This is a genomic window from Pseudoalteromonas luteoviolacea, from assembly GCF_000814765.1.
GTDB classification, from domain to species: domain Bacteria; phylum Pseudomonadota; class Gammaproteobacteria; order Enterobacterales; family Alteromonadaceae; genus Pseudoalteromonas; species Pseudoalteromonas luteoviolacea_H.
In genome coordinates, this window is record NZ_JWIC01000007.1 from 531020 (window position 1) to 556009 (window position 24990).

Genomic DNA, 24990 nt, shown 5'->3' on the forward strand with positions numbered 1-24990 from the left:
TGCAAAGTAATTTCAATGACTTAATATTATGCCAGCAAATAGATCGCGTGGCGCGAACAGGTCGTATAGACCACAATATTAATTGTATCAGCCTAATTAACGATATAGGAGCAGAGTGTTGAAAATGAATTATTTTTTAAAAGTGTGCGTATTGAGTTCCTTCGTTATTTTGTCCGCATGTACCGGAATACCAGAGGGAGTTGCGCCAGTAAAAAACTTTGATCTTCAGCGTTATCAAGGCATGTGGTACGAAATAGCGAGACTCGATCATCGTTTTGAGCGGGGTATGAAAAATGTGACAGCAACATACTCTTTGAATCAAGATGGCAGTGTTGCGGTGATTAACCGTGGGTATGTGACGGATGAAAAAAGTTGGAAGCAGGCCGAAGGCGTGGCTAAATTTGTGTCTGACGAAAGTACCGGTCATTTAAAAGTCTCTTTTTTCGGACCTTTTTACGGCAGTTATGTGATTTTTAAATTAGACCAAAAACACTATCAATACGCGTATGTGACCAGTTACGATAAAGATTATTTGTGGCTATTATCTCGAACACCGCAAGTGCCTGCTGAGGTTTTGCAAGACTTTCAAGAGACTGCACACAAACTTGGCTATGCAGTGGATGCGTTGATTTATATGGAACATCAAGCTGTTGAGCCACTGTAATCCCCCTTTACAGTTACATTAATAGTGTCTTGTTAGTGACCAAAAAGATTAATATTTCATAAACTTAATTGTCATTACTTCCGGTCAGGCTAGTTGCGCTTATAAAAACCCAATGTAGCAACAAACTAATCGGAGTAATAAAATGAAGCGCATAGCCTATTCGTTAATTGCCACTGCCGTCGCTTTGGCATTAACAGCATGTGATGGTGATGATGGTGCACAAGGTGTTCAGGGAGAGCAAGGTATTCAGGGCGAGTCTGGTTCAGCTGGTGAAAACGGGGCCAATGGTGCAGACGGTAAAGATGGTGAGAATGCACAACCTAACCTAAACACAGGGACAGGTTTGGTGCGTATTGCAACAGTGCCTACTGGCTCAGAGGTAACGGGAATATTTTTAACTGAGCAAGGTGACTTGTTTTTTAATGCCCAGCATCCAAGCGACAGCAATACTGCTGAAGATAACTTCAACAAGCGCCCATTCAACACCGGCACTGTCGGTGTACTTACAGGGGTGAACTTCAATGAATTACCACGCAATTTGGTTGATGCGCCGCTTCATTCTAGTGATTATGAAAAGCAAACCGTGGTAACCGCAATTGGTCAATATCAAATATTGGGTCAGACTGGAGATAAGTTTTCCGACCTTGGTGATAAGGGGTTAGCTGGCGGTTTAGGCGTGATTTACGGCATGACTTCCGGTGATGAAATCATTAAGAATGATATGCCAGATTTTAACGGTTTCATTTTTGAGTCTGAATCAACAGGCTATTTATTTACTAACTGGGAAGATTATCCCGGTGGAATGAGCCGCTTAAAAATGTCGAAAAGCGACAGTGGTAAGTGGAATGTAGAAGAAGCCATGATGCTGGACTTTGATGCTGTCAAAGGCACAGCAGCGAATTGCTTTGGTTCGGTATCTCCTTGGGGCACGCCCTTAACGTCAGAAGAGTGGATCGTAAATTCAGAAGTGGATACGACGACAAACCCTGAGTGGAATGCACCTGAGGTGAATTCACGCCTCACGCAATTTAGAGACTTTTTAGCACCTGAATCACCAAACCCATACCGTTATGGCTATATCGCAGAAGTTAAATCACCATTAGCAGATAAGCCTGTTGTAGAAAAACACTACACCATCGGTCGTTACGAACATGAGAACGCGGTTGTTATGCCTGATAGACGCACTGTGTATTCTTCACAAGATGATACAGGTGGTGTGCTGTTCAAGTTTGTAGCTGACACGGCGGAAGACTTAAGCGCAGGTACTTTATATGGTGCAAAATTGACTCAAGACAAAGGGTTAAATGATCCTGCTGTTACTGGGTTTGACATTGAGTGGGTGGAAATTGCCTCAGGTACGAATGCAGCGATCTTGGAGTGGATTGAAGAGTATGATGGCATCACGCCTGATGCATATGTGGATGGCAAAACGAATTACATTGCCATGGCCGATGTACAAGCGTGGGCGGATGGTAAACAGACTTATCCGACTGCTGAGGAAGGTGGCTCACCCGTTACTGCGGGTAAGCCAATGGATAATCGCGTGGCATTCTTAGAGTCTCGTCAGGCTGCACGCTTAAAAGGTGCAACAGCGGAGTGGCGAAAGCTAGAAGGGTTGGCAATTAATCATGACCGTGTTCTTGAGGCGATCACTGGACAGGATATGATTGAAGGTGAAGTGGTAGATAAAGCCTACCTATATATCGGAATTGCTGACATCAATAAAACCATGGTCGATGATAAAGGCGATATTCAATTGTCGTCTCGTGTATTGAGCTGTGGTGGTGTTTATCGTGCTCATATCGACAATAATTATAGCTTAACGCGCATTGAACCTGTGGTAATGGGATCGACGTATCGCTCGTCACTTTATGAAAGTGAGCGTTGCGACGCCAGCTTATTGGCACAACCAGACAATGTGATCGTTATGCGCGATGGACGTATATTGATTGGTGAAGATCACAGTGCGGATTGGAAATACAATAATACCTTGTGGATGTATGACCCAAAATCAGAATAAAAACTAACGACTAGGCGGTGCTTTGCACCGCTTTTTTGGCACTAAAAATGGAAGTCATACAAATGCAATACCCGTTACTTATTTCGACCGTGGCTTTGACCATGGCATTGAGTGGTTGCTCCGATATACTTGAACGGAGCAAAATTTTACCAACTAGCGCTGAGCAACCAAGCCATACAGCGCCTTATCGTACTGGCGATGAGATCCCTGCAACAGCCTATTTAGCGCATGGTGAGGTATACAACCCTGAGTCGGTTATTCCACCACAGTGTTATACGAAGACGGATGGAGTCAATAACCCGTGTTATGCTTGCCATCAGTCATATCATGACGAAAAGGCGCGCCCAAATGTGATGAAAGATGGAGATTTACAAGGCGACTATGCATTTTCAGATCTTGGTCTAAAAAACCATTGGAAAAACCTCTTTATCGACCGCACTGAGTTAATAAAAGGGATCTCAGATCAAGAAATTACTAACTGGGTAGAGCAGGATAATTACACCCCTTTCATTGAGAAAATGGCGAAGCGCAATGATTGGCACGGTGAAGTGACACCCCTTGCAAACTTGGCTTTTCCAGAAAAAGCGTTTGATGAGCAAGGTTTTGCACGCGATGGTAGTGGTTGGGTTGCATTTAACTACAAGCCTTTCCCAAGTACATTTTGGCCAACTAATGGCTCGACTGGGGATGTCATGATAAGGCTTCCTCGCTCTTTTCAAACGGTAAATGGTCTATATAGTAAAGATGTATACCTTGCTAATTTGAGTTTAACTGAACTGGCTGTTAAAGGTTTGGAAGTGATCTCCGTGCCTTTGATTTCAGAGCGAGTGGTTGGTCAAGATTTAAATGGTGATGGCCAGTTAGGCCAGATAACTCACATTACGAAACAGGCGCGTTATGTGGGTGATGCACGTGATGAGTTGGCTTATATGCTATATCCTGAGGGCACGGAGTTCCTGCATACGGTACGATACTTGGGGGTGGATAAACAAGGTAAGATTTATAACGCCCCTAGGTTGAAAGAGTTACGTTATATGAAGAAGCATAACTTCAAGTCAAAACAAGAAATTGCAGGCTCATATTACCGTGAAGCCAAAGAAAAAGAATTCGAGAAATTGCCTGTAACACTTTATATCGGTGATAAAGGCGTGAATAATACATTTGGCTGGACAATCAATGGTTATATTGAAGACAGTCAAGGTGCACTTCGTCCGCAACACGCACAGGAATTGGCATTCTGTAATGGGTGTCATAAAACGGTGGGGGCAACATATGATCAAACCTTTTCATTTGCGCGTAAGGTTGAGGGTGCAGCTGGCTGGGGTTACATCAATTTAAAAGCGCAAACGGATGTGCCTAACGTGGGTGAAGAACAAGGTGAATTCTTTACTTATATGTCTCGAGTGGGCGGTGGGGATGAATTTCGTCAAAATAAAGAAATGCTTCGAAAATGGTTCACAGGGGGCAAGGTCGATATGCAAAAAGTTGAAAAAGCCGTGAACCTGTATGAGCTGATAACACCATCAAAAGAGCGAGCCTTGGCTTTAAATAAGGCGTATCTGACCATCGTCAGGGAGCAAAGCTATTTATTTGGCCGTGATGCGACTCTGGTAAAAGCGAAAAATGTACTTGAAAGAGTGGATGATTCACAAGCGCCATTGCAGCAAGACAAGCAATTTAAATGGGATATGCAATTAGATTGGTCTAAAAACTAGTTGCTTTAAACCGCTATATCCGGGGACGTAAATAGGTAAATAGGCTTACTTTCCCGGATGTATATGTTGTTTGTCCCTACAGATCATGATTTTACCTACTTAGATTGAAGTCAGTCCACATCTATCTTTAAAGTGACATCTGACAGCTCATATTTGCAGGTTCTTAGAGTGTTTGTTGCTCTGAATGTGCTTTTTTATTTTGAGATCACTTTTTTACTAAGTGCAAGTCGTATAGATCACTTTTTTACTAACTTGAGCAACGCTTACTTAGTAAAAATTTGCATCGATATTTAGTAGATCACTATTTTACTAACTTATTCAGATATTTTGTGTTCTAGTCACACATTGGAAAATAAAATTACTACTTTTCAATGCCTTGCCCTTTTGGTTGGTTTTTATAGATCAGGAATTTACTAACACAGGGTTTATCTTTAGTCTACAGAGATCATATTTTTACCAAGTTACTTTAGACAGATCAGCATTTTACTAACTGTGCATGTGGTATTTAAAATATAGATCAGGTTTTTACTAGCTGAAGATAATGAAAATAGTTCTGAGATCACATTTTTACTAACATTAGGTAATGAAGTGGCGAGAAAAAGAGCTTGGAGTGGCAGTATTTGGAGGAGGAGATAGTAAAATAATGATCTCAGCGGCTGATATTCATCTAATCAGCCGCCGAAATTGGTTAGTACAGGAGCGCTAAAATGATGAGTACACAAGTTATTGCGGGAAGTACGTATAAAAGTGATCTCAGCCAATGTGCTCTATAAGTCATACAAAGTGAAATGATGATGACAGAGAGCGCTATTTGCCCACAAAACATCAAACTGCCATAACCAATAGCTTGGGATAGGTTGACGCCCAAGCTTAGTAAAATAATGATCCAAGCGGAGTAATTAAATCGCTGAGTTTGTGTTTGATCTGGACGTGAGCCAAATACACTTTTGTAATGGGATGTTTTGGCCATTGCAAACGCGTAAAAGGCGCTAAAACACAACAGTGTCGCTAAGCTATAAATCATGCTTTTTGCTCCCGACCTAAACGGCGGTTTTGCACTGAGCCTTGTTTGACGGTATTTGGTTGAGCGCCTAATTTGTTGCCTTGCATATAAAAAACAGCAGCCGTTGCTAAAAATGTGAGATCAAAACTGGCTAAGATCCACTTTCCGTCCATGATATATGTGATTAAATTTCCATCTGTTGTCAGCGCGTTACAGATAGGCAATAGTAGCCACACTGCGGCATTAAGATGAGCGAATCTTTGCCACGCACGACGAGATCGCCAAAGTCCTGCTGTCACTGTTGCAGCAAGCCAAATTAAAAAGAAAGCGAGTATCTCTTTATCAGCCCGACCGGTGACTTCTGCTGGCAATAACCTGTTAGCATAGAAGAAACCTGCAGTTGCTAGTGGTAACCCCATGATTGTGCCAAGGTTTAATGCTTCTACTAATTTGAGCCCAAAACTAGGTGATTGATTTGGCTTTAAACGTTCTCGAATTCGTTTGGCCCACATTATACAGCCCGTGGCAATCATCACACATCCGGCTATACCGCAAATAAAGTAAAGCCAACGTAGACCAGGGTGAGCGAGCCTGCCACTATGCACTGCTATCATACCGCCATATAGCACTTCCCCGCCACTTGGATCTAGGCGAGCTGTTTTTATAAGCTCTCCGGTTGAACCTGAGTATTGCCAGTACGGATATTCATCACGAATAAGCGTACCATTGTCGCCATAGATTTTAATGGTGGCACTCAGGTCAGTTGGATAGTCGACGATCACGCGCTTAATTTTCTGCTCTGGCCAGTTATGGTAAAAGTGTGCAAAAGCGTTTTCGAAAGCCGGTGAATTGAGTGTTTGCTCTGACTTCTCAATGCCCTGACGCTCTGGATAAAAGTCGGATCTAAAGCCTTTTACACCCTCCTCATAGAGTGTATTGGCAGGACCCGGAAAGAGCATAAAGATTAATGTGACTAGGCCTGTATAGGTGATCATAAGGTGAAATGGCAGCGCCAGCACAGAAGATAGGTTGTGTGCATCGAGCCAAGCTCTTACTCCCTTTTGCGGCCTAAATTGAAATAGGTCTTTAAAGATACGTTTATGAATAACAATGCCAGAGATGAGCGCGATTAACATAAACAAGGACGCCAAGCAGACTAACCATCGTGCTAATTTGCGGTCCATGTAGTGTAAATCGAAGTGCAATCGATAAAAAAAGTTACCGCCCCGAGTATCAACGATGCCGTCTACTTGGGTTAACGTATTTGGGTCAAGGCGCTCGTCTATCCATTTATCCCTTTGCCCATCTGGTTGGCTGTGACGATGAGAGACATGGACTTCTGGTTGTCTGGGAGAAGGCAAGCCTATCCACCATCTATTTGCCTCGGGGGCTTTTTCATGCAGGTAATCCAACCCTGCGCTGATTAAGGCTTTTTGATCCGTAGGTTTGTTATCAATGCTATGCACAGCAGGTTGATTCCAAAGGCTAATCTCATGACGAAAGAAGCTGATTGTACCGGCGAAGAAAATTAAAAATAGTAGCCAGCACATTAAAAGACCAACCCAAGTATGTAGCCAAGTCATTGAGCGAAAAAAACTGTCTTTCATATACTTCCCTGAATATAGGTCGTGAATAGCGCAAATACGCCAGTACTGATTATTAATGCGACCCATACTTTAAATAGGGAGCGGGCAGCAAAAACGGCAATAAATACACAGCTATAAATTAATATGCTCGCACATACACTGTATAAAACGGCATCTACTTTACTCGTAGGCAGTAAGAGACTCAAAAGCGAAACACAGTAGGCTGTGAAAAAATATCCCCCTAAAATTGCAGCGCAAAATCGGGACGTAACGCTCAACCTATATTGAAAAGTCAAAGCATTATCGGCGTGTGACATAACGTTCCTAAGTTTTTTGATTAGGTAAATTATTATCTACGAATAGTTTTGTAAATAACAGTAATTATCATTGCTAAATACACTTAAAAGTATGGCTCGTCACTGGAAGTGAAAGAAGTTAAAGTTTTTGCTACAAGAAAACAGAAGAATTAATTTTTTGGTAAAGTTTAATTTGTTTGTTGGGGTAATTTATTCTTTATTTTAGTAAGTGATCCTATATCATTAAAAAAGTTAGGGCTGGTGTGAATTAATAGTTGGTTATGGCGGTCTACTTAAGCAATGATAGCGTACTTTTTTAAGAATGCAGAATAGCCATGAAGTTATTAGATGAGATAGCAGCGTGCCGTTTGTGTCATACACAGTTTGGTCATGTGCCCTCCCCTGTTGTGCAAGGCAGTGCCAACGCTAGAATACTAATCGCAGGGCAAGCGCCTAGTATGACAGTGCATAAAACAGGGAAACCTTTTAATGATGCCAGTGGTAAAAAGCTTCGGGATTGGTTGGGTGTTACGGAACAGCAATTTTATGATCCATCATTGTTTGCCATTATCCCTATGGCGTTTTGCTATCCGGGGAAAGGTAAAACCGGTGATAAAGCGCCACCTAAAATATGTGCTAACACTTGGCGCGAAACATTATTGGCGGAATTCAATCAGGTTGAGTTTACAATATTAATTGGACAGTATGCGCAAGCTTATCACTTGGCGAGCTATACAAATGTCACCGAAGCGGTTCAGAATTGGGAAATGTTTATGCCAACTAAGATGCCACTACCGCATCCAAGCCCACGAAATCATTATTGGTTGAAACGGAATCCTTGGTTTGAAATAAATGCAATTCCTGCATTAAAAAAACGTATATCAGACGTTTTAACGAGTTAGTCAATAAATATGTCATCTCAAAGGAGTTGCTAAAATGCCGGACATCTACCATAATCGCCACAGACTTTGGTTTACAAAAAATAACATTTCAATTCAAGGGAACTGAAAATGATTTACCACCTATCGGGATGGATCTCGGTGTTAATTTCGATTTTTGCCATATACCCGAGCTATCAACCAGGCGCAGGTTCTGTGATTGGTTTTTATTTGTGCTTATTTGCCTTACTAGTCTCTGCTTTTGCCAGTCACCTTGGTCACTCACTGTACTATCGAGCTGCGTTTGTATTATCAATCATAAATGTATTGTTTGTGAATGATGGGACTAATTTATCATTGCTAACCAGCGAAAATGATTGGGTTTACATTGGATCCATGTATGGGATCTATATTGTGGTAAGCAGCATATGTGGATTTTTAGTTAGCCGAGAAGATTTGCTCGGTAACAGCATAAGCAGAAAACAGACCAAGAGAGAACAAAAGCCTGCTGCATATCGGTAAGCAAAAAAATTAATATTTTTATTGTAAATGATTGTGAAAATTCATGTTTTTGCATTTGTTTACATATAGATTGTTATTCTAATGTGTATTTGCTCGTTAATATAGCCACGTTTTATTGGTCAACTTCAACCTCGGAAGAGCCTCGATTTCAATTTACCAACTATCCTGCTCTACATTTCAATAATCGCCTTAATTTAGATCAAAATTGTCCTAAACTGAGTGTTATAGGTTTAATAATGACATGATGAGTGTCTAAAAGTGAGATTCACACTTCAAGAATAGTCCGTAAGGAGAAAGTATGTACTGGGGTCTAGTTGTTTTGGTAATACTCGCTGGGTTTTGGCTACACAATCGTTATAGCTCTGAATCACAAGACTTTCCGCCAATAGAAACAGATCCGAATGATCCTCTGGTATTGGAGGCCGTTGCACTAGCGAAAGCGACAATCGATGAATTTCGGGTTTTGTTCTTAAGATATCCAAAGGATGCATTCGTCAAACTTGGCTTTGAAAGTGATAGAGGTGTCATTGAACATTTAGGTGCGCATGTAGAAACCATTAAGGGCAATGAAGTGAGTGTATTTTTGGTTACACCCCCGATCACGCATACTGGAAAAATGGCCCACAATTATGTCTGCCAATTGGAAGACATAGAAGATTGGCAGATCACGGATAATGCCGGCAATATTTATGGTGGGTATATTCAACGGGCCATGTTTACGATTGCTGAGCGTGAAGGCATTGCTCTTCCACCTGAGCTCAAAGCAATGCAAGATAAATACGTAGATGTTTAAGGCTGTTCTGCAAAGTCTTTAAGTGCTTGTCCGGTTAGGCGATAAATTATCCATTCATCTTGCGGCTCTGCACCTATGCTCTGGTAAAAGTCTATAGCGGGCTTGTTCCAGTCTAAGACCACCCATTCAAAACGGCCGCAGTCTTTTTGTATTGCCGTTTGGGCAAGGTGTTTCATCAATGCTTTACCCGCACCTACGCCGCGCTTGTCTTGTGCAACATATAAATCTTCAAGGTATAAGCCATATTTGCCTAGCCACGTTGAATAATTGAAAAAGTATACTGCAAAGCCAATGGCTTCGCCGTTTTGCTCGCAGATAAGTGCATGGGCCCGCACATCATCGCCAAATAGTTTTTTTTCTATATCTTGTACCGTATTTTCAACCGCATCAGGTTCTTTTTCATAAATGGCTAATTCATTAATGAAGTGCAAGATAGTGGCTGCATCTTTAATTTCTGCTGGTCGTATAGATAAGCTCATGGTGGTTTATTCCTGTTTGACTTAGATGCGTATCAGTGTACTGTTTAGTAACACATGAATAAAGTGCATGGTTTGCACTTAGTATATGTATTAAATGCATGAATAATATACCCAATATAGATTTAAACTTGTTGAAGCTGTTTGCTGTGTTGTATCAAACTGGCTCAGTGACCCAAACCGCGAATATTTTACATATGAGCCAGTCAGCATGTAGTCATGCTTTGACTCGGTTGCGGTTAGGGTTAAAAGACGAGCTGTTCGTCAGAGAAAATAATCAGATGTTGGCAACGGATTATGCCAATAGACTAGCCGCTGATGTGTTGCCTGCATTTGAAGCGATCACTGTGGGGCTGCAAGAGGCAAAACCGTTTGACCCGCAACAAGTAGAGCGACTTACACTGGCTGCTACAGATTATACAGCATGGTGTTTGAAGCCATTCTTAAGTGACATATTGTCTCGGTTTAAGAACTTATCTATTCAGATAATTCAATTGGAAGAACGTATTCCCGTTCAGGCATTGAAAGACTTAAAACTAGACCTTGTTTGCGGGTTTGAGCACCAGCAAGAAACGTTAGAAGGGTTGGTACAGTTAAATTGCTTCGAAGGGAGTTATGTGACGTTGAGTTGCGCAAAGCAGCGATTACCCGAGCAATTGTCTTTGGAAACTTTTTTGTCAAAATCACATGTGTTGATTGCACCTTGGAATGAAACAAGAGGAATCGTGGACCGTATTTTGGCGCAGTCTAAAAAGTCTCGTCATGTCGTTATGGCGACGCCGCATATGCTCAATGCGCTAGCGCTTATAAAAGACACTGATTGGCTGATCACTCTGCCTGCAAGGTATGCTGCACACGCTGCAAAAGAGTATCAGTTATCTAGCCATATCCCCCCCATCAACGTACCAAATTATCGTGTAAAACTATATTGGCATAAGACGCGTCAGCGAGACCCGAAGTTACAGTGGTTTATATCCCAGTTTTGTCAATTTTACGGTTTACATCACGAACCACATTAAGCTCTCTGTAGTAGAAACGATACTTTCCTAGACACCCCGATACACATTCTTACAAGATAGCCACTTGCTAAGTGAACGATACATATAATACTTGCGTATAAGCTGTTGAACATAAATGATGGATTAGAAATGAAACAGTATAAAAATAGTGTATTGGCGTTTTTCCTTGTTGTGAGTGGCTTGGCCAATAGCAGTGAAAATATAGGACTTGATTTGATAAAAGACATGACGCAGGTTGGTCAAACTGCGCGCATGACTTATTTGTTTTGGGACGTGTATGATATTCGACTTTATTCGCCTTCCGGTCAATATGAACGCCTAAAGCCGTTTGTCCTGCATTTAACGTATTTACGTGATTTAGATGGACAAGAAATTGCAAAACGCTCGTTAGAAGAAATGCAAAAGCAAGGTTTCGATGATCAAGCGCTAGGTGATATTTGGTTAACACAAATGCAGTCGATTTTCCCCGATGTTTCCAAGAACTACTCGCTGTATGGCGTTAGAGATGAGAAGGGCGCGACACGTTTTTATGATTCTGAAAAGTTATTAGGCGAAATCACAGATCAAAATTTTACTAAGTGGTTTTTTGATATTTGGTTGGGTGAAAGAACCACTGAACCCAAAATGCGGATGAAATTGTTGGGAGAGAAATAATGAGATTTGTGATTGTATGCTGCGTATTGGTTTTACTGTCTGCGTGCCAAAGTTCAGTGCAAAGCGATGAGTACCAAAATATGAATCCCAAAATTGACGTTTTTCGCTTTTTTGATGGGCAGGTCAATGCATGGGGTATCGTTCAAAATCGCAGTGGCGAGCTTGTTCAGCGTTTTAAAGTGAGCATAGACGGCTCTGTCAATGTGCAGGGAGAACTGGTACTAGATGAAACGTTTACTTACGGAGTTGGTGATGGTGTCAAGCATCGAGTTTGGACCATAGAAAAGCGCGGTGACGGTTTTACGGGTCGTGCACCTGACATTGCAACACCCGCTGTTGGGACTGTCTATGGTAATGCGCTTAGATGGCAGTATGAAATGGATTTACCCGTTGATGATAGCACCTACCGTGTTGTTTTTGATGATTGGATGTGGGCGTTTGATAAATGCACATTAATGAACCGCTCGTATATAAAAAAGTTTGGCTTAGTGATGGCTGAAGTTACTATCTTTATGCAGCGCAATGAGGCCACTCAAGGCTGTAAAGGGGCATTACACCCCTAGCACCCCAAGATATAAAAGTAAGAGGCAGACAGTGGCATTGTGCCTCTTACTCGCATTGCGTGATGCACCTTCTTGTTGTCACACTCTATTTTGTACACTATGACTTGCGCTCAGTTTTATAAAAATTATTCAGCGCATATTTATGCCCATATTTTATAATGTTGTCCTGATTACGAAATCACGAGCGTATCTGAATTATAAATATTGGGAGTGAGTGCATGGCACCAGTGACTCATTTATTATTGAGCTGGACGGTGTCGGTTGCTGCATTTAACAGTCGACGAAACCGTATGTTAGTCAGTTTATCTGGTATTGCTCCAGATTTGGATGGGCTGGGGATTGTGGCCGATGCCATCACGGGTAAAACCGCTTGGTATAGTCAATACCATCATGTGTTAGGGCATAACCTGCTCGCTGCGTTTACTATTTCCTTGTTATGTGCATGGATAGCAAAGACAAATAAAACTTGTGTCTGGTTTGCATCATTTCTTTGCTTTCACCTGCATATTTTCTGCGATGTATTGGGGTCAAAAGGCCCTGATGGCTTCCAATGGCCTATTCAGTATGCGTATCCAATGATGACTGAGTTTACTCTAGTTTGGTCTGGGCAATGGGCATTGAATGCATGGCAAAACCAAATGCTAACTGCATTATTGATCGTTTTGAGTTGTTATATTGGGATAACAAAGCGTATTTGTTGTTTTGAAGTCTTCAGTACGCGTATGAATATAACTGTGTTTAATTTATACGATAAATATATTAGAAGGTGACCGTGTATAGATCACCCCATGGTAAGTAGGTTGATATCGTGATGTGGAGTTTTCTGACTAAAACTTACCCTGCATGTAGGCATCAATCTCTTCGGCCATATGAGATTCAATGTCATCCTCTAAATCTGATTTAGTTGTATCATGCATAGATATAAACTTAGTGGCTTGTTCTGCGCTCAGTAATTTGTTTTTTACTCTATATTCCCACTCAGGTAGGGTTTTGTCATATCGAGGTACTACGCTCACCGTGGCAAATTGATTTTGCCAAGGAGACGCGTTTTCCTTTTTACAAAAAGCTTCAATATGGTCTTTTCCTTGCGGGCCCATACAACCCGGTTCTAAGCGTAGTTGGACGTAGAGTAATAAGTCACTCATAAACACTCCATAGATAATGGTTTCTTTGAGTCTAGACGTTCATAAAGATAATATAAATACCCTATCTGATCTACTTTGTTGATGTATTGATATACCGCACAGGTGATCCCTTGCCCTTAAGAGGTTAAACACCACTATATTGTTGTCTGTATTGTTGGGGGCTCATGCGTGTTGTTTGAGTAAACGCGCGCCTGAACTGACGGCCGCTTGAGTAACCGCAGTTTTGTGCAACAATTTCAACGCTATTATTACTGTGTTTCAACAACTGTTTTGCTTGGCCGATTCTGATGTGCTGGAGGTATTCTCGGGGAGAGATGCCGAGGTGTACAGAAAAAAGACGACTTAATTGACGCTGTGACAAGTGTGCAATATCGGCGAGTTGTTCGAGCGAATAGTGCTCAGTGACATTACTACAAATTGCGTCTTGTACTTTGTGAATACTGCGATGCATGTGATTACGATATTGCAGCCAGCTACTGAGCTGAGGGTCTTGGCCTGTTCGACGGAAATAGACAAGCATTTCTTGCGCCACTTGAGCGCCGATATGCTCGCCGAATTGAGTGCTAACAAAATAAAGTGCCATATCGATCCCCGAACTAATGCCTGCACTGCTAATGATATTCGTATCTTCAACAAATATTCTATTATCTAATACGTGGCTTTCCGGAAATGCTATGCGCATTGTATCTATGAGTTGATAGTGCGTGGTGCAGGATTTGTTAACTAATAACCCCGCTTTTGCAGCCAGCACAGCGCCAGAGCAGATGGTGAGGACCGTGTGATCTGCGATGACGTTTTTTAGCCATTGAATAGTCTCTCGCGCATCTTGAGTTGAATATGCATCGAAAGCACGATGGCAACCAGGCAGTACTATGATGTCTTCAGGCGCTAATGTTGGCGGTAAAGATGCTAGGTTGGCTAATTGCAACCCCCCATCGCAGCTTAGCTGTTCAGATGCACTGACATAGCTTATCTCGTAGTCTAAACCTAAGCGTTTAGCTTCTATGAACACTTGCAGAGGGCCTGCAAAATCGAGAGGGAGTGTGTCTGCAAGCAAAACAAAATAAATAGTCACTGGTTGTCGCCACATTGTAAAAGGATGGAATTGTTAATATAAAATGGCGATAAACCTCTTATAAACAAGGTGCACCGCCAACTTTAAGCACTAATAGTCTTGATGAGAATGAATGGAAGCGAAACGATTAGCAAGTACTAATTCTGTTCTGGCTTTGATGTCATCGGATGAATAATCTGCTCCCGTTATGGGGCAATTCATATCAAAGGTCAGTGTGGCATCAGTCACAAACTCAACGTTGAAGCCTAAATCAAAGGCAATACGTGCAGTGGTCTCACAGCATTGCTCTGTGCGTATGCCGCTGATCACCAGTGTATCTATGTTGTATCGTTTCAACCATGTTGCCAACCCAGTGTCTGTAAAAGCGTTGTGTACGGACTTGTAAAACACTTTCGTAAATGAGTTTGGTAAAAAGGCCATCGGTTCAACTAAACCTGAAGCTGGATTGAATGGGCTGTCAGTCGCATCCTCTCGGCTATGCAGTACTTTAATAATCGGCAAGTTAGCGTTGTGAAAATGCGTGATCAGACTCCCTAGATTTTTTTTGAAGGTGAGGAAATCTTTTTCCTGCCAATAGTCCGTTTTAAAAAAAGAGTTTTGTGTATCAATAATGATCAGTGCTTTGCTCATTGCGTTTGTCCTATATCGGTTACTTTGTGGTGGCCAGTATAAAAAGTGAAACAAAGTAAGTAGATACCTATTCTCGACAAGCATCGGACAGATTAAGACATGTATAATGACAGCACAAATACTGTACAGATTAATCGTTGACATAGATGGTAAATGTATATACGTTTGTATATACATTTAGGGGAACGTATGGCGAAGAACAAAGATGCACAGTTGCTTGTGCGTATTAATAAAGACCAGAAAGATCAGTTTATTGCGTTATGTAATGAGCTAGACACGAGTTCATCAAAAGAAATTAGAAAGTTTATAAAAAGGTTTGTAAATAAGCATAAATCAAAATCAACAGGAGATCATAATGGCTAAGAAAGTTGAAGTTAAAAAGCTAAAAAAAGAAGTTAAGCAACGCATTAAGAAGATCGCAAAGCATGAAGCAAAAATCAAAAAGCTGAAAAAAGCGATTAAAAAAGCGTAAGTTCAAATTCCATCTAAAAGGCAGCACAGGCTGCCTTTTTTGGTTGTGTGAGTTTAGTAAAACGCACCTTACAAACGAGGCGATTGCATCTACACTTTGAATGAAGTGAGGAAATCCAATGATGCTCAAATTCGCGTTTTATTTACTGGCTGTGATGTTAACGCATTCGGCTGTGGCTAAAGGGCCGAAGCTTGTCTGGTTTACTGAAGACTACCCGCCTTTTAATTACCATGTGAATGGCCAAGTGGAAGGCATTGCCATCGAAGCGTTGAAGCTCGTCTATCTTGATTTAGGTTGGGATTTTGACGATAACGACGTTATGCTATTACCTTGGCCTAGGGCCTACCAGATGACGCTGTCTAATCACAATGCTTGCATTTTTTCTATGACTTACACTGAAGAGCGTGCCAAGCTTTTTCAATTTATTGGCCCGACCATGGATAATCATATTGCAATTATTGGCCACAAAGAAACAAGCTATCACTTAGCGAACTTGAAAAGCATTGGCGATTTAAAAATTGGTGTGGTGAAAAATGATATTGGTCATCAATTATTGCGTCAATCTGGGATTGATAAGGAGAGTTTAGTCTTTTTAGCCTCAGGCTTTGAGTTGGTACAAATGTTAAAGCTAAAGCGTATAGATTTAATTGCATATGGGGATGTGATTGCACGCTATCAGTTTAAACGAGCGGGGATAAATCCAAAGCACTATCGAATAGTGATGCCGTTGCGTTCTTCCTATTTAGGGTTCGCTTGCAACAAAGCAATAGATAAAAAAATCATTAAAAAAATGAATGACGCGCTGAAGGTAATAAGAAGTCGTCGGCCAGAGATATTTGATCCCGAACTCTTTTACAGTCAGACCGAGTGAGCATAACGCTCACTCTTGGTATGTTGAAATAAAATGGTCTTAATTAAGCGCCAGGACCGCACTCTAAACAATGCTTAATGATATCTGGGCCAAACTTCAGCTTTGCATTGACGTTGCGTAGCGCCGTTCTGACACCTTCCTCTATTACGGGGTGATAAAAAGGCATATCCAGCATTTGAGGGACGGTCATTTTATTTTGTACTGCCCATGCCAGTAAATGCGCAATGTGCTCGGCAGCCGGTCCAATAAACTCAGCACCGAGAAATAGCCCTGTCCCCTGCTCTGCATAGACGCGCATATGGCCTTTGTTTTTCAACATGACACGACTTCGGCCTTGGTTTTCGAAACTAACTTCACCAATTTCATAGCATCCACATTCACCATAATTTGCAGTCAATTGAGCGTAGTTATCACCTACCATACCGATTTGCGGATCACTAAATACAGCAGCGATTGGCGTACGGCGTAATCCATTTCGGATATCAGGAAAACGCCCGGCATTAACGCCCGCAATCGTGCCTTGATCAGCCGCTTCATGCAGTAGCGGAATTTGATCGCTGGCATCACCGGCTACAAATATGTGGCTATCACCACATTGCATGGTGTGAGGATCTGCGATTGGTACACCATGGTCTTCTAACTCTAATGAGGTATTCTCTAGGCCAAGCTGATCGACATTCGGTACCCTGCCCGTTGCGGCCAACACATAATCAAATTGTTCAGTTTGAGATTGACCTTGTTTATCGATATAGGTGAGCTGGGCTTTACCATCAACGACTTTCATGTCAGACACTTTTGCATCCGTATCAACATAAAACTCTTCGGCAAATACGGTGTTTGCGTAGTCACGGATCACGGGGTCCGTCAGTGGGCCTATATTGCCGCCAACGCCAAATAATTTTACATTTACCCCAAGTCTATGCAGTGCTTGTCCAAGCTCTAACCCAATAACACCAGGGCCAAATACAGCGACCGAATCTGGAAGATCCTGCCAATCAAACACATCATCGTTGATGATGAGCCTATCTCCAAATGCTAAAAATGGTGGCGGAATGTTGGGTCTAGAACCTGTGGCAACCACAAAACGTTTAGCGGTAATAATGGTATGGTCATCGATTTGAATGCGATTGTCATCAAGAAACTTAGCATGACCAATGATGCGATCTTCATTTGGTAACTCTTCGACAGCTTCGACTACAAATCCGACAAAACGGTCTCTCTCGCTGCGTACTCGGGCCATAACTGCTTTTCCATCGATTTTTGCCGGTTCACTCATGACGCCAAATTGAGGGGCTTGTTCGACATGATGAGCGGCTTCTGCCGCAGCAATTAACAGTTTACTCGGCATGCAGCCAACACGCGCGCAAGTTGTACCATATTTACCTGACTCGACCATCAACACGTTGGGTGTGTATTGCTTTGCATTACGATAAGCACTCAGGCCAGCAGTACCTGCACCAATCACAACGACATCTGTTTCAAGCTGTTTCATTATTACCTCACTAAAGATTGAAAATGTGGTTTATAGGGGCTGTCATGCCCCTTTACAGTGCTAGGAGTTAGTTATTTTCGAAGTATGTGGTCAAGTCATCTGAGCCGCCGATGTGTGCACCACCGATGAATACCTGAGGTACTGTCTCGCGACCAGACAAAGCCTTTAAGCTGGTCAAGCTCGCCTGTTGACCAAGTACTAGCTCTTCATATACCAAGCCTTTTTCGCTTAGCAGTGCTTTTGCTTTAGCACAGAATGGGCAACCAGGTTTAGTAATAATGGATACTGGCTCTGGCTTTTTTTGCTCCGGATTGATGTACTCGAGCATGGTATCAGCATCAGACACTTCAAACGGGTCGCCAGGTAAGTCTGGCTCGATGAACATTTTTTCAATTACGCCGTCTTTCACCAGCATTGAATATCTCCAGCTTCGCTTGCCAAAGCCAAGGTCGCTTTTGTCGACAAGCATGCCCATACCATCAGTGAATTCGCCATTGCCATCTGGGATGAGTGTGACATTCTCTGCTTCTTGATCTTTTGCCCAAGCGTTCATGACAAACGTGTCGTTGACAGACATACATACAATGTCATCTACGCCATTTTGCTTAAATACATGAGCAAGCTCGTTGTATCGCGGTAAGTGTGTTGATGAACACGTTGGTGTAAATGCACCTGGTAGTGAGAATACGATGACGGTTTTACCTTTGAACAACTCATCAGATGTGATGTGTTGGAACTCTTCACCTACGCGCACTGGAAAAGTAACTGATGGTACGTTTTTGCCTTCGATGTTATTTAGCATTTTTTGATTCTCCTCTAAAGTTGATGGAGCTATTATGTCGCTGAACGTTTAATTTGTATATTTGATTGAATTAATCAAACCAATCCAAAAAATTGATGGGTTAGTTTTCATATATCAAAACATACTCAAAATATAGACGTTAAATGACAAATTGATTAGCTGACTTACAGCGTATGGGCCTGAAAATCCGTCGGTAGGAATGAGGAAGACGTGACCAAACTGGATAGACGTTTGATCACTGGAGGTCAGTTGACAATGTCAGTGAGAGAGCGATTTAGTTAAGGCTTGATTGGTAAAGTAAATTGAATCACTACTCCCCCCAATTCACTGTGCATAGCCGCGATATGACCTTTGTGTAGTTCAATGATCTTTTCACAGATTGATAAGCCTAGACCTGAGCCACCTAAATCTCGGCTGCGAGATTTATCGCATCGATAGAGTCGCTCAAATAGTTTTTCCAGTGCGTCCGAGCTGACCCCAGGCGCGCTATCTTCAAAGGTACATACCACAGTTTGTTGCTGCTGAGACACCGTTATTTTTACTTGTCCCGGTTGATCGGTGTAATGCACACTATTACGCGCTAAATTATTAAACACTTGATTTAAACGACTGATATCGCATTCAACTTGTAGCTTTTCTGGTAATTGATTGATGTATATCACCTCTAAATCAGATGAATCAATGATTGGGGCGATAGCGATAGTTAAGTCATCGAATAAAGCTTTTGCTTGGCACAGCTCAAACTCAAGTCGCAAGTTATTTGTGTCGGCTTGAGCTAATTCATAAATGTCTGCAATTAGGGTATTGAGCATATCCAGTCTGCGCTGCAGTACTTTATACGTTGTTTTAGGGTCTTCAGTTAAATTATATTCGAGCGCTTCAATATTTAGCTTGAGTACGGTTAACGGCGTACGCAATTCATGAGACACATCAGCGAGTAGCTGTTGCTTCAAGCTCAGACTTTGGTTTAATAACTCGGCTTCCTTTTCCATCACACGGCGGCGTTTTAAATGGTAAAGATAAAATAGTAATATGAAGTTAATTAATACGATAATGGCAGCAGCCAACACGACGGTGCGTGTTTTTGTGTCTTGCTGTTGTTGTGCTAGACCTGCCTGTAGTTCATTGACCTCCAGTCGTTTGAGACCTATCTCACTATTAAGCTTTTTGGCCTCTAACCTTGTGGTGATTGCTTGCTGGTTTATGTGTTCTTTGGTTGCAAAGGCGCGCTCTTGGTAATAAAGGGCTTGTTCAAAGTCATTGAGGCTTTTATGTGCCACTGCAAGGCTTTGTAATACCGTTAAGTTATCTTCTTCATTGACTGTATCAAGTAATGTCGATAAGAGTTCAATTGCCTCTGAAGGTTGTTCATAGGCTAATGCCATGCCCAGTTTAACTTGAAACGCTTGGTAGAGCTTTTCATTGTCTTGTGCATTTAGCTTGTCTAAGCCCAAGGTAATCAGTTGGATGGCTTTCACATAGTCGCCATCGGCCAATGCGATTTGCCCTTGTACAGCTTGTGCTCGTGCTTGGTTTTTCTCATTATTAACCAATGAAAATAATGAGCTTGCTTGATCAATGGCTGTGCGTGCAGCGGTGAGGTCTTCCAGTTCTATATATAACTTTGCAATATGGAGCTGAGTTAAGCCCATATAATTTTTATCATCGAGCTTTTTATCTATATCGTACGACTTGTTTAATGCTTCAATTGCGGCATGATGGTCTGACAGTTTTTCATAAATACGCGCCAAGCTATAGTAAGTAGATGAGATATGCGCAAGACTGATGTCTGGCTCACCTAGCTGAAACTCCAATTGTTGATTGAGTACATCTAGTGATTTGTCTAGCTGGTGAAAATCTCTATATACCCTTGCTTCTGTACTTAATGCAGCACTAAATAAATGTGCATTGTTGATTTTATTTGCCGTGTCTTTGGCCTGAAAAACATGTGCCAGTGCGGGAAAGTAATCTTGCTTCTGAGACAGTACATTGGCCAGCATGCGATGAGCGTGACTTTTCATACGAAGGTCGCCAGATTGCTCAAATTGAGATATCGCCTGCTCAAAGTGACGCTGTGCATCGGTATTGTTGCCAAGGAGTATAGCCAAATCCCCCGCTACCCAGTGATATTTACCCAGAAAATTAGTGTCAGGGAACTGCGCTAAGTGAGCAGCAAATTCATCCAGTCGCCTAGCGGCTTTTTGAAATTGATTCGTCCTTACTAAGTGTAAGGCACTGCGATGCAATACATAGGTGCGCTGTGTGTGCGTTAAAGTGGGATCTGCGAGTAAGTTCTGCGCATCTTCTAAGAGCGCGTTTCGATCTTTTTTGCCCTTGGCCTCAGACTGAGTTTTATACTGTGTAAAGTCTTCAGAGGCATGTGCGATAGAGTTGATTGCTGCAAGCGACAATAAGCACGTAGAGATAAAAACCTTAAACACTGAATTCCCATAGGTATAACAAGCAAGAGGATTATATTATGAGAACTTAAAGGGATGGGATATAGGTAATTATTATTAACAATGCTTGGTAGCTATGCATTTTTTTCAAATATGTGATCACTTTAGCATAAGCCCTAGTAGCAATTTATGGCGCTAAGTGTGCAGGCTCGGTATTTTTCAGTGCTGCGCGCATGAAATTGGGCGCGCAGCTGTCGTGTTTTGATTAAAACAACACAGTCATTATCTATCTAAATTTAGATTCGAAACATGTGTGACATTTGAGATTTTGACATCACCAGAACCATCTTCAGTAATTTCTAGTTTGTGGCTGTCACTGACGGCGATATCACCTGACTCATCTTCTATAGATACCTCGCCTTTTGCCTGTGTTACCCAGATATCACCAGAGCCGTCATCGATGGTTACATTACTAGCAATGTTTGAGATTTGAATATCTCCGGAGTCGTCTTTGAGTGTCACAGATTGGCCGCCGACAATGTCGACTTTTCCCGAGCCGTCTTCTACTTGTATCTCTCCAACAACGTTTCTTAACGTAATATCTCCCGAAGCATCTTCAATAGACACAAGTTGAGCAGAGTTTATTAGGATATTACCGGAGCCATCTTGCACGCGAACATCTTTTGCGGCGTTGGCAATGCTAATGTTGCCGGAGCCATCGTCAATGTCGATATGGCCATCAATATCTGTCAACTCTAGGTTACCTGAACCGTCCTTTATGCGAATATCTTGAGTGGCATTAGTAATGGTGATATCGCCTGAATTATCGTCAATCTTGATGTGCCCATCAATGTCTTTCAGCTCAATGTGGCCTGAACCATCGTCAATGGTAACATTGTCAACATCAGAGACAAACAGCGTACCTGAACCATCGTCTATATCGAGGATCATAGAGTCAGGCACCGTAACCTCAATACTAATTTGTGGGCTTTTCCCTGAGTACCAAGCGACGCCCACGAATGCGTCATGTTTTGCAACGAGTTTTGCCGTATCGCCGTGTTTATCTAATGTTAAAGTATAGCTTCTATCAGGGGCTGTGATGATGTTTGCAGTGAGTGAAATTGATGTGGCATCTTTATCACCTTTGACAATAATATCGCCAGAACCATTATCTATGCTTAATTCAGATAGACCTGCAGATGGTAGAGAGAGGGATTTTGTGTATTGTACTAAGTCGTCTTGCGCATTGCCGTTGACGTGAACCACACAGCCACTTAGCAATAATCCGGCGATAATTGGGGTAATTATTCTTTTCATCTTTATAGTCTTTTTTAATTTTGTTTGGTTTGAGATATTAGCAGCAAATATAGGACCAAATTCGAAAATATTTTAATTAATTGATTTTTAATAAGTTAATTGTTTTTTGCTGATTTTTGAAATGGTTTTTTTGACTAAAATATAGTGCTTTACGTAACAGGTTCGTCAACTTCGTGTCATTGCTCTGTCAATTTGATGCTGCAAATTGGCTCAATAGCTTCTAGTTAATGAGGTCGATGGTGTTGCAAGATGTGACTATGCCAGAGTCATTGACGCCGATGGTTGAGGCGCAATGTAAAAAAGAAATCAGGCCTGATTCAGCCTTGTTTTTAGGGGTTGGTGATGCAAGCGCTATGGAGTTGGGTAACTCTGCGTGTTTATTGCAGCATCAGTCGAGACCTTGGCTGTTAATTGACTGTGGTCATGATACATTGCATCGATATGATGCAGTGCTGCCTGATGAGCTGCCTGATAGCGTGTTCATTACACACTTACACTATGATCATGTGGGAGGTCTTGAGCAGCTTTATTTTAAAGCGACGCTATCTGAGAAAAAGATCAGAGTATATGTGCCTGTTTTTTTGGTTTCGCAGTTATGTGCCATGCTTCGTTACACTAAGCTTGCAGAGTTAAAAACAGATGTTTGGCATACCTTTATTTTGCATCCTGTCTGTGAGTACTTTTGGCATCAAGGGGTGAAAGTGTGGGTATACCCTGTTCGTCACCATGCACCAAACTCGGCTTTTGCGTTACATATTCCAGGTGTTATGTTTTATTCTGGAGACACACGTCCAATCCCTGAGCTGCTTGCGCATGTAACATCAGATAGTGAAATTATTTTTCATGATTGTGCTGTAAAGGGCAACCCCAGTCATAGTGGCATAGATGATTTACTTCGCGAATACCCAAGCTCATTAATCAGCCAGTTATGGGTTTACCATTATCATAGTAGGCAAGATATTCGTTGCTTTGAACGTGCCGGAATTAAATATGTCACGGCTTTAAGCCCCATCCGCCTCCCCTGACGTTATGGTTGTTTTCTACTCATTTTGTGATGTTTTGTACCCATTTGGCGCAAGAAATCGCATTTTAATAACATTTTAACTATTTTCCGTTATACTTGCGTCAATTTAGATTACACTGAGTTGTTTACTTGAGTGACTCCCCTCGTTTAAAGGTGCATATGAGTGCCTTGGAGTACGACTTAGAGTGTGTTGTGACTTTCTATATATGAAACCAATCACAATGTATGTGCACACTTTATGAGCGAAAAAATAACAATGTAAAAGGGACCCTATGCAGCTAGTAGAGCTAAAGCCAGATGATCCTAATGTTCAAGATTTATTTGCAGAAATAGATCGTCTAATGAACACCCTCTATCCAATTGCCAGTGATCAATCGCTTGCTCTAGAGGAGTTGAATCAGCCCAATGTGAGAGCGGTTGGTTTAAAAGATGAATCAGAAATTGTGGCTTGTGGTGCCATTGTGAAACAGTTTGATAAAAGGCTTTATGGCGAAATAAAGCGTTTATACGTCAAACCCAGTTATCGTGGCAAAGGGCTATCGAAACGTATTATGCAAATACTATTGCATTACGCAGGTGATGCTCAAATTCCATTGATCCGTCTCGAAACGGGTGTTAAGCAAGCAGAGTCGATTAAATTGTATGAGTCTTTGGGCTTTGAGCGCTGTGAGCGATTTGGTTTATACAGAGATAATCCGCTCAGTGTGTTTATGTCATTATCTCTGCAAACCGATTAAGTCTTAGCATTAAGCTTAATCGTTTGAAAAAATGGATTTTGTGTCAGTGCTGTAACCTCTGAGACTGTGTCTAGCGCTATCTGAGTGAGCGCTCTGTTTTGTTCTATGACAAGACATTGTATGCGATGTTCGTTGTATACAATGTCTTTCGCTTTTCCTTCATATGTTTTTGTATTCGTTGTAATCTTTAGTATGAAAGACTTCATACATGCAATTTCAATCAAATCGGTATCTTCACATCGCATTGGCGTTTTTCGCAAAATATTATCTCGTTCAATCTGATTATAGCCGTTATGACTTGTTGTCAGCACATCCGATGTCACTGTAAAGGGGTTAGACAAGTGCTTAAAAGTTGGCTAGCTTTGAAGCTCGGCACTTATTCTATACGAGTAATAAGGATATAAAATGAGAATTTTAGTGGTAGATGATATGACATCGATGCGTCATGTTATGATAAATATGCTGAGAAAACTGGGATTTGACGATATTGATGAAGCGACAGATGGCAAGCAAGCGTTGGTTTTGCTTGGTAAGCGCAAATACCATTTGGTTGTATCGGATCTCAATATGCCACATATCGATGGGTTAACCTTACTCAGTAAAATCAGAGAAACACCTCGTTTAGCTCAGGTGCCAGTATTGATGGTCACGTGTGAAAATAGTAAAGAAAAAGTGCAGGAAATTTTGCTCAAGAAAGTTGATGGCTTTGTTGTGAAACCATTCAATATGTCCACATTAATACAGCAACTCAAAAGAATTAATGTACTGGATGAACACGGTCAGCTTTGTCACTAACGATATGAAAATAAAAGGGCGTATTGTGTACGCCCTTTTTTA

26 protein-coding genes are annotated in these 24990 nt (G+C 41.6%); 15 read left to right on the plus strand and 11 right to left on the minus strand.

All coding sequences use genetic code 11. From position 1 onward, the window contains the following. Positions 1 to 124 precede the first annotated feature (124 nt). From JF50_RS16650 to JF50_RS16660, 3 genes are all read left to right on the plus strand, one after another. Entirely contained in the window at positions 125 to 664 is a 540-nt protein-coding gene (locus JF50_RS16650) for a lipocalin family protein (protein WP_039610530.1), read from the plus strand. Positions 665 to 806: 142 nt separating this feature from the next. Next, entirely contained in the window at positions 807 to 2684 is a 1878-nt protein-coding gene (locus JF50_RS16655; protein WP_039610531.1) for an alkaline phosphatase PhoX, read from the plus strand. 62 nt (positions 2685 to 2746) lie between these two features. Continuing rightward, positions 2747 to 4399 carry a hypothetical protein gene (locus JF50_RS16660; RefSeq protein ID WP_039611013.1) on the plus strand — a complete coding sequence of 551 codons (1653 nt, stop codon included), beginning with the start codon at positions 2747 to 2749 and terminating at the stop codon, positions 4397 to 4399. Between the two features lie 688 nt (positions 4400 to 5087). Here the strand turns inward: JF50_RS16660 and JF50_RS16665 are convergent. Further along, positions 5088 to 5423, minus strand: coding sequence for a DUF3325 domain-containing protein (locus tag JF50_RS16665; RefSeq protein WP_039610532.1), 336 nt, complete (start codon positions 5421 to 5423; stop codon positions 5088 to 5090). Continuing rightward, the gene (locus JF50_RS16670; protein WP_039610533.1) at positions 5420 to 7009 is read right to left on the minus strand and encodes a PepSY-associated TM helix domain-containing protein; all 1590 of its coding nucleotides are present in this window, start codon (positions 7007 to 7009) and stop codon (positions 5420 to 5422) included. Before JF50_RS16670 ends, JF50_RS16665 begins: the two co-directional genes overlap by 4 nt. Before the next feature lie 610 nt (positions 7010 to 7619). Between JF50_RS16670 and JF50_RS16675 the strand changes: the two genes are divergently transcribed. From JF50_RS16675 to JF50_RS16685, 3 genes are all read left to right on the plus strand, one after another. Further along, a complete protein-coding gene (locus JF50_RS16675) occupies positions 7620 to 8186 on the plus strand; it encodes a uracil-DNA glycosylase family protein (RefSeq protein WP_039610534.1) in 567 nt (188 codons plus the stop codon). Between the two features lie 108 nt (positions 8187 to 8294). Beyond that, positions 8295 to 8684: a hypothetical protein gene (locus JF50_RS16680; protein WP_039610535.1), complete on the plus strand. Its 390-nt coding sequence runs from the start codon at positions 8295 to 8297 to the stop codon at positions 8682 to 8684. A 298-nt stretch (positions 8685 to 8982) separates the two neighbouring features. Continuing rightward, complete coding sequence (locus JF50_RS16685; RefSeq protein ID WP_039610536.1) at positions 8983 to 9477, plus strand: DUF2314 domain-containing protein; 495 nt, start codon at positions 8983 to 8985, stop codon at positions 9475 to 9477. Here JF50_RS16685 and JF50_RS16690 read toward each other — a convergent pair. After that, positions 9474 to 9956: a GNAT family N-acetyltransferase gene (locus JF50_RS16690; RefSeq protein ID WP_039610537.1), complete on the minus strand. Its 483-nt coding sequence runs from the start codon at positions 9954 to 9956 to the stop codon at positions 9474 to 9476. The genes JF50_RS16685 and JF50_RS16690 overlap by 4 nt on opposite strands. 98 nt (positions 9957 to 10054) lie before the next feature. On the opposite strand from JF50_RS16690, the gene JF50_RS16695 reads away from it, so the two are divergent. The 4 genes from JF50_RS16695 to JF50_RS16710 all read left to right on the plus strand — a co-directional run bounded on the left by JF50_RS16695 (position 10055) and on the right by JF50_RS16710 (position 12959). Further along, entirely contained in the window at positions 10055 to 10972 is a 918-nt protein-coding gene (locus tag JF50_RS16695) for a LysR family transcriptional regulator (protein ID WP_039610538.1), read from the plus strand. Positions 10973 to 11101: 129 nt separating this feature from the next. Continuing rightward, positions 11102 to 11626 carry a chalcone isomerase family protein gene (locus JF50_RS16700; protein WP_039610539.1) on the plus strand — a complete coding sequence of 175 codons (525 nt, stop codon included), beginning with the start codon at positions 11102 to 11104 and terminating at the stop codon, positions 11624 to 11626. After that, complete coding sequence (locus JF50_RS16705) at positions 11626 to 12189, plus strand: DUF3833 domain-containing protein (RefSeq protein ID WP_052262378.1); 564 nt, start codon at positions 11626 to 11628, stop codon at positions 12187 to 12189. The genes JF50_RS16700 and JF50_RS16705 overlap by 1 nt, the downstream gene beginning before the upstream one ends. Positions 12190 to 12407: 218 nt before the next feature. Continuing rightward, entirely contained in the window at positions 12408 to 12959 is a 552-nt protein-coding gene (locus JF50_RS16710; RefSeq protein WP_039610540.1) for a metal-dependent hydrolase, read from the plus strand. A gap of 57 nt (positions 12960 to 13016) precedes the next feature. Here JF50_RS16710 and JF50_RS16715 read toward each other — a convergent pair whose 3' ends face one another. From JF50_RS16715 to JF50_RS16725, 3 genes are all read right to left on the minus strand, one after another. Beyond that, a complete protein-coding gene (locus JF50_RS16715; RefSeq protein WP_039610541.1) occupies positions 13017 to 13334 on the minus strand; it encodes a hypothetical protein in 318 nt (105 codons plus the stop codon). A 124-nt stretch (positions 13335 to 13458) separates the two neighbouring features. Further along, entirely contained in the window at positions 13459 to 14409 is a 951-nt protein-coding gene (locus tag JF50_RS16720) for a GlxA family transcriptional regulator (RefSeq protein ID WP_052262379.1), read from the minus strand. A 90-nt stretch (positions 14410 to 14499) separates the two neighbouring features. Further along, positions 14500 to 15039 (minus strand): isochorismatase family protein, encoded by a 540-nt coding sequence (locus JF50_RS16725; RefSeq protein WP_039610543.1) that lies wholly within the window; start codon positions 15037 to 15039, stop codon positions 14500 to 14502. A gap of 189 nt (positions 15040 to 15228) precedes the next feature. On the opposite strand from JF50_RS16725, the gene JF50_RS27410 reads away from it, so the two are divergent. Both JF50_RS27410 and JF50_RS16730 read left to right on the plus strand, forming a co-directional pair. Continuing rightward, positions 15229 to 15402 carry a hypothetical protein gene (locus JF50_RS27410; RefSeq protein ID WP_200890422.1) on the plus strand — a complete coding sequence of 58 codons (174 nt, stop codon included), beginning with the start codon at positions 15229 to 15231 and terminating at the stop codon, positions 15400 to 15402. A gap of 227 nt (positions 15403 to 15629) precedes the next feature. Further along, positions 15630 to 16382 (plus strand): substrate-binding periplasmic protein, encoded by a 753-nt coding sequence (locus JF50_RS16730; protein ID WP_052262380.1) that lies wholly within the window; start codon positions 15630 to 15632, stop codon positions 16380 to 16382. Between the two features lie 43 nt (positions 16383 to 16425). Here JF50_RS16730 and JF50_RS16735 read toward each other — a convergent pair whose 3' ends face one another. From JF50_RS16735 to JF50_RS16750, 4 genes are all read right to left on the minus strand, one after another. Then, on the minus strand, positions 16426 to 17874 hold the full coding sequence (locus tag JF50_RS16735) for a dihydrolipoyl dehydrogenase (protein ID WP_039610544.1): 1449 nt from the start codon (positions 17872 to 17874) through the stop codon (positions 16426 to 16428). A gap of 67 nt (positions 17875 to 17941) precedes the next feature. Then, a complete protein-coding gene (locus JF50_RS16740; protein ID WP_039610545.1) occupies positions 17942 to 18676 on the minus strand; it encodes a glutathione peroxidase in 735 nt (244 codons plus the stop codon). 278 nt (positions 18677 to 18954) lie between these two features. Further along, a complete protein-coding gene (locus JF50_RS26240) occupies positions 18955 to 21117 on the minus strand; it encodes an ATP-binding protein (protein WP_052262381.1) in 2163 nt (720 codons plus the stop codon). 240 nt (positions 21118 to 21357) lie between these two features. Next, entirely contained in the window at positions 21358 to 22392 is a 1035-nt protein-coding gene (locus JF50_RS16750) for a DUF4097 family beta strand repeat-containing protein (protein ID WP_039610546.1), read from the minus strand. Positions 22393 to 22628: 236 nt separating this feature from the next. On the opposite strand from JF50_RS16750, the gene JF50_RS16755 reads away from it, so the two are divergent. Both JF50_RS16755 and JF50_RS16760 read left to right on the plus strand, forming a co-directional pair. Further along, positions 22629 to 23417 (plus strand): MBL fold metallo-hydrolase, encoded by a 789-nt coding sequence (locus JF50_RS16755; protein WP_052262382.1) that lies wholly within the window; start codon positions 22629 to 22631, stop codon positions 23415 to 23417. 271 nt (positions 23418 to 23688) lie between these two features. Then, a complete protein-coding gene (locus JF50_RS16760; RefSeq protein ID WP_039610547.1) occupies positions 23689 to 24153 on the plus strand; it encodes a GNAT family N-acetyltransferase in 465 nt (154 codons plus the stop codon). Here JF50_RS16760 and JF50_RS16765 read toward each other — a convergent pair. Further along, positions 24150 to 24464, minus strand: a complete 315-nt coding sequence (locus tag JF50_RS16765) for a Rho-binding antiterminator (RefSeq protein WP_152614569.1) — start codon at positions 24462 to 24464, stop codon at positions 24150 to 24152. The genes JF50_RS16760 and JF50_RS16765 overlap by 4 nt on opposite strands. Before the next feature lie 94 nt (positions 24465 to 24558). Between JF50_RS16765 and JF50_RS16770 the strand changes: the two genes are divergently transcribed. Then, positions 24559 to 24948 (plus strand): response regulator, encoded by a 390-nt coding sequence (locus JF50_RS16770; protein WP_039610549.1) that lies wholly within the window; start codon positions 24559 to 24561, stop codon positions 24946 to 24948. The last annotated feature ends 42 nt before the right edge of the window (positions 24949 to 24990 follow it).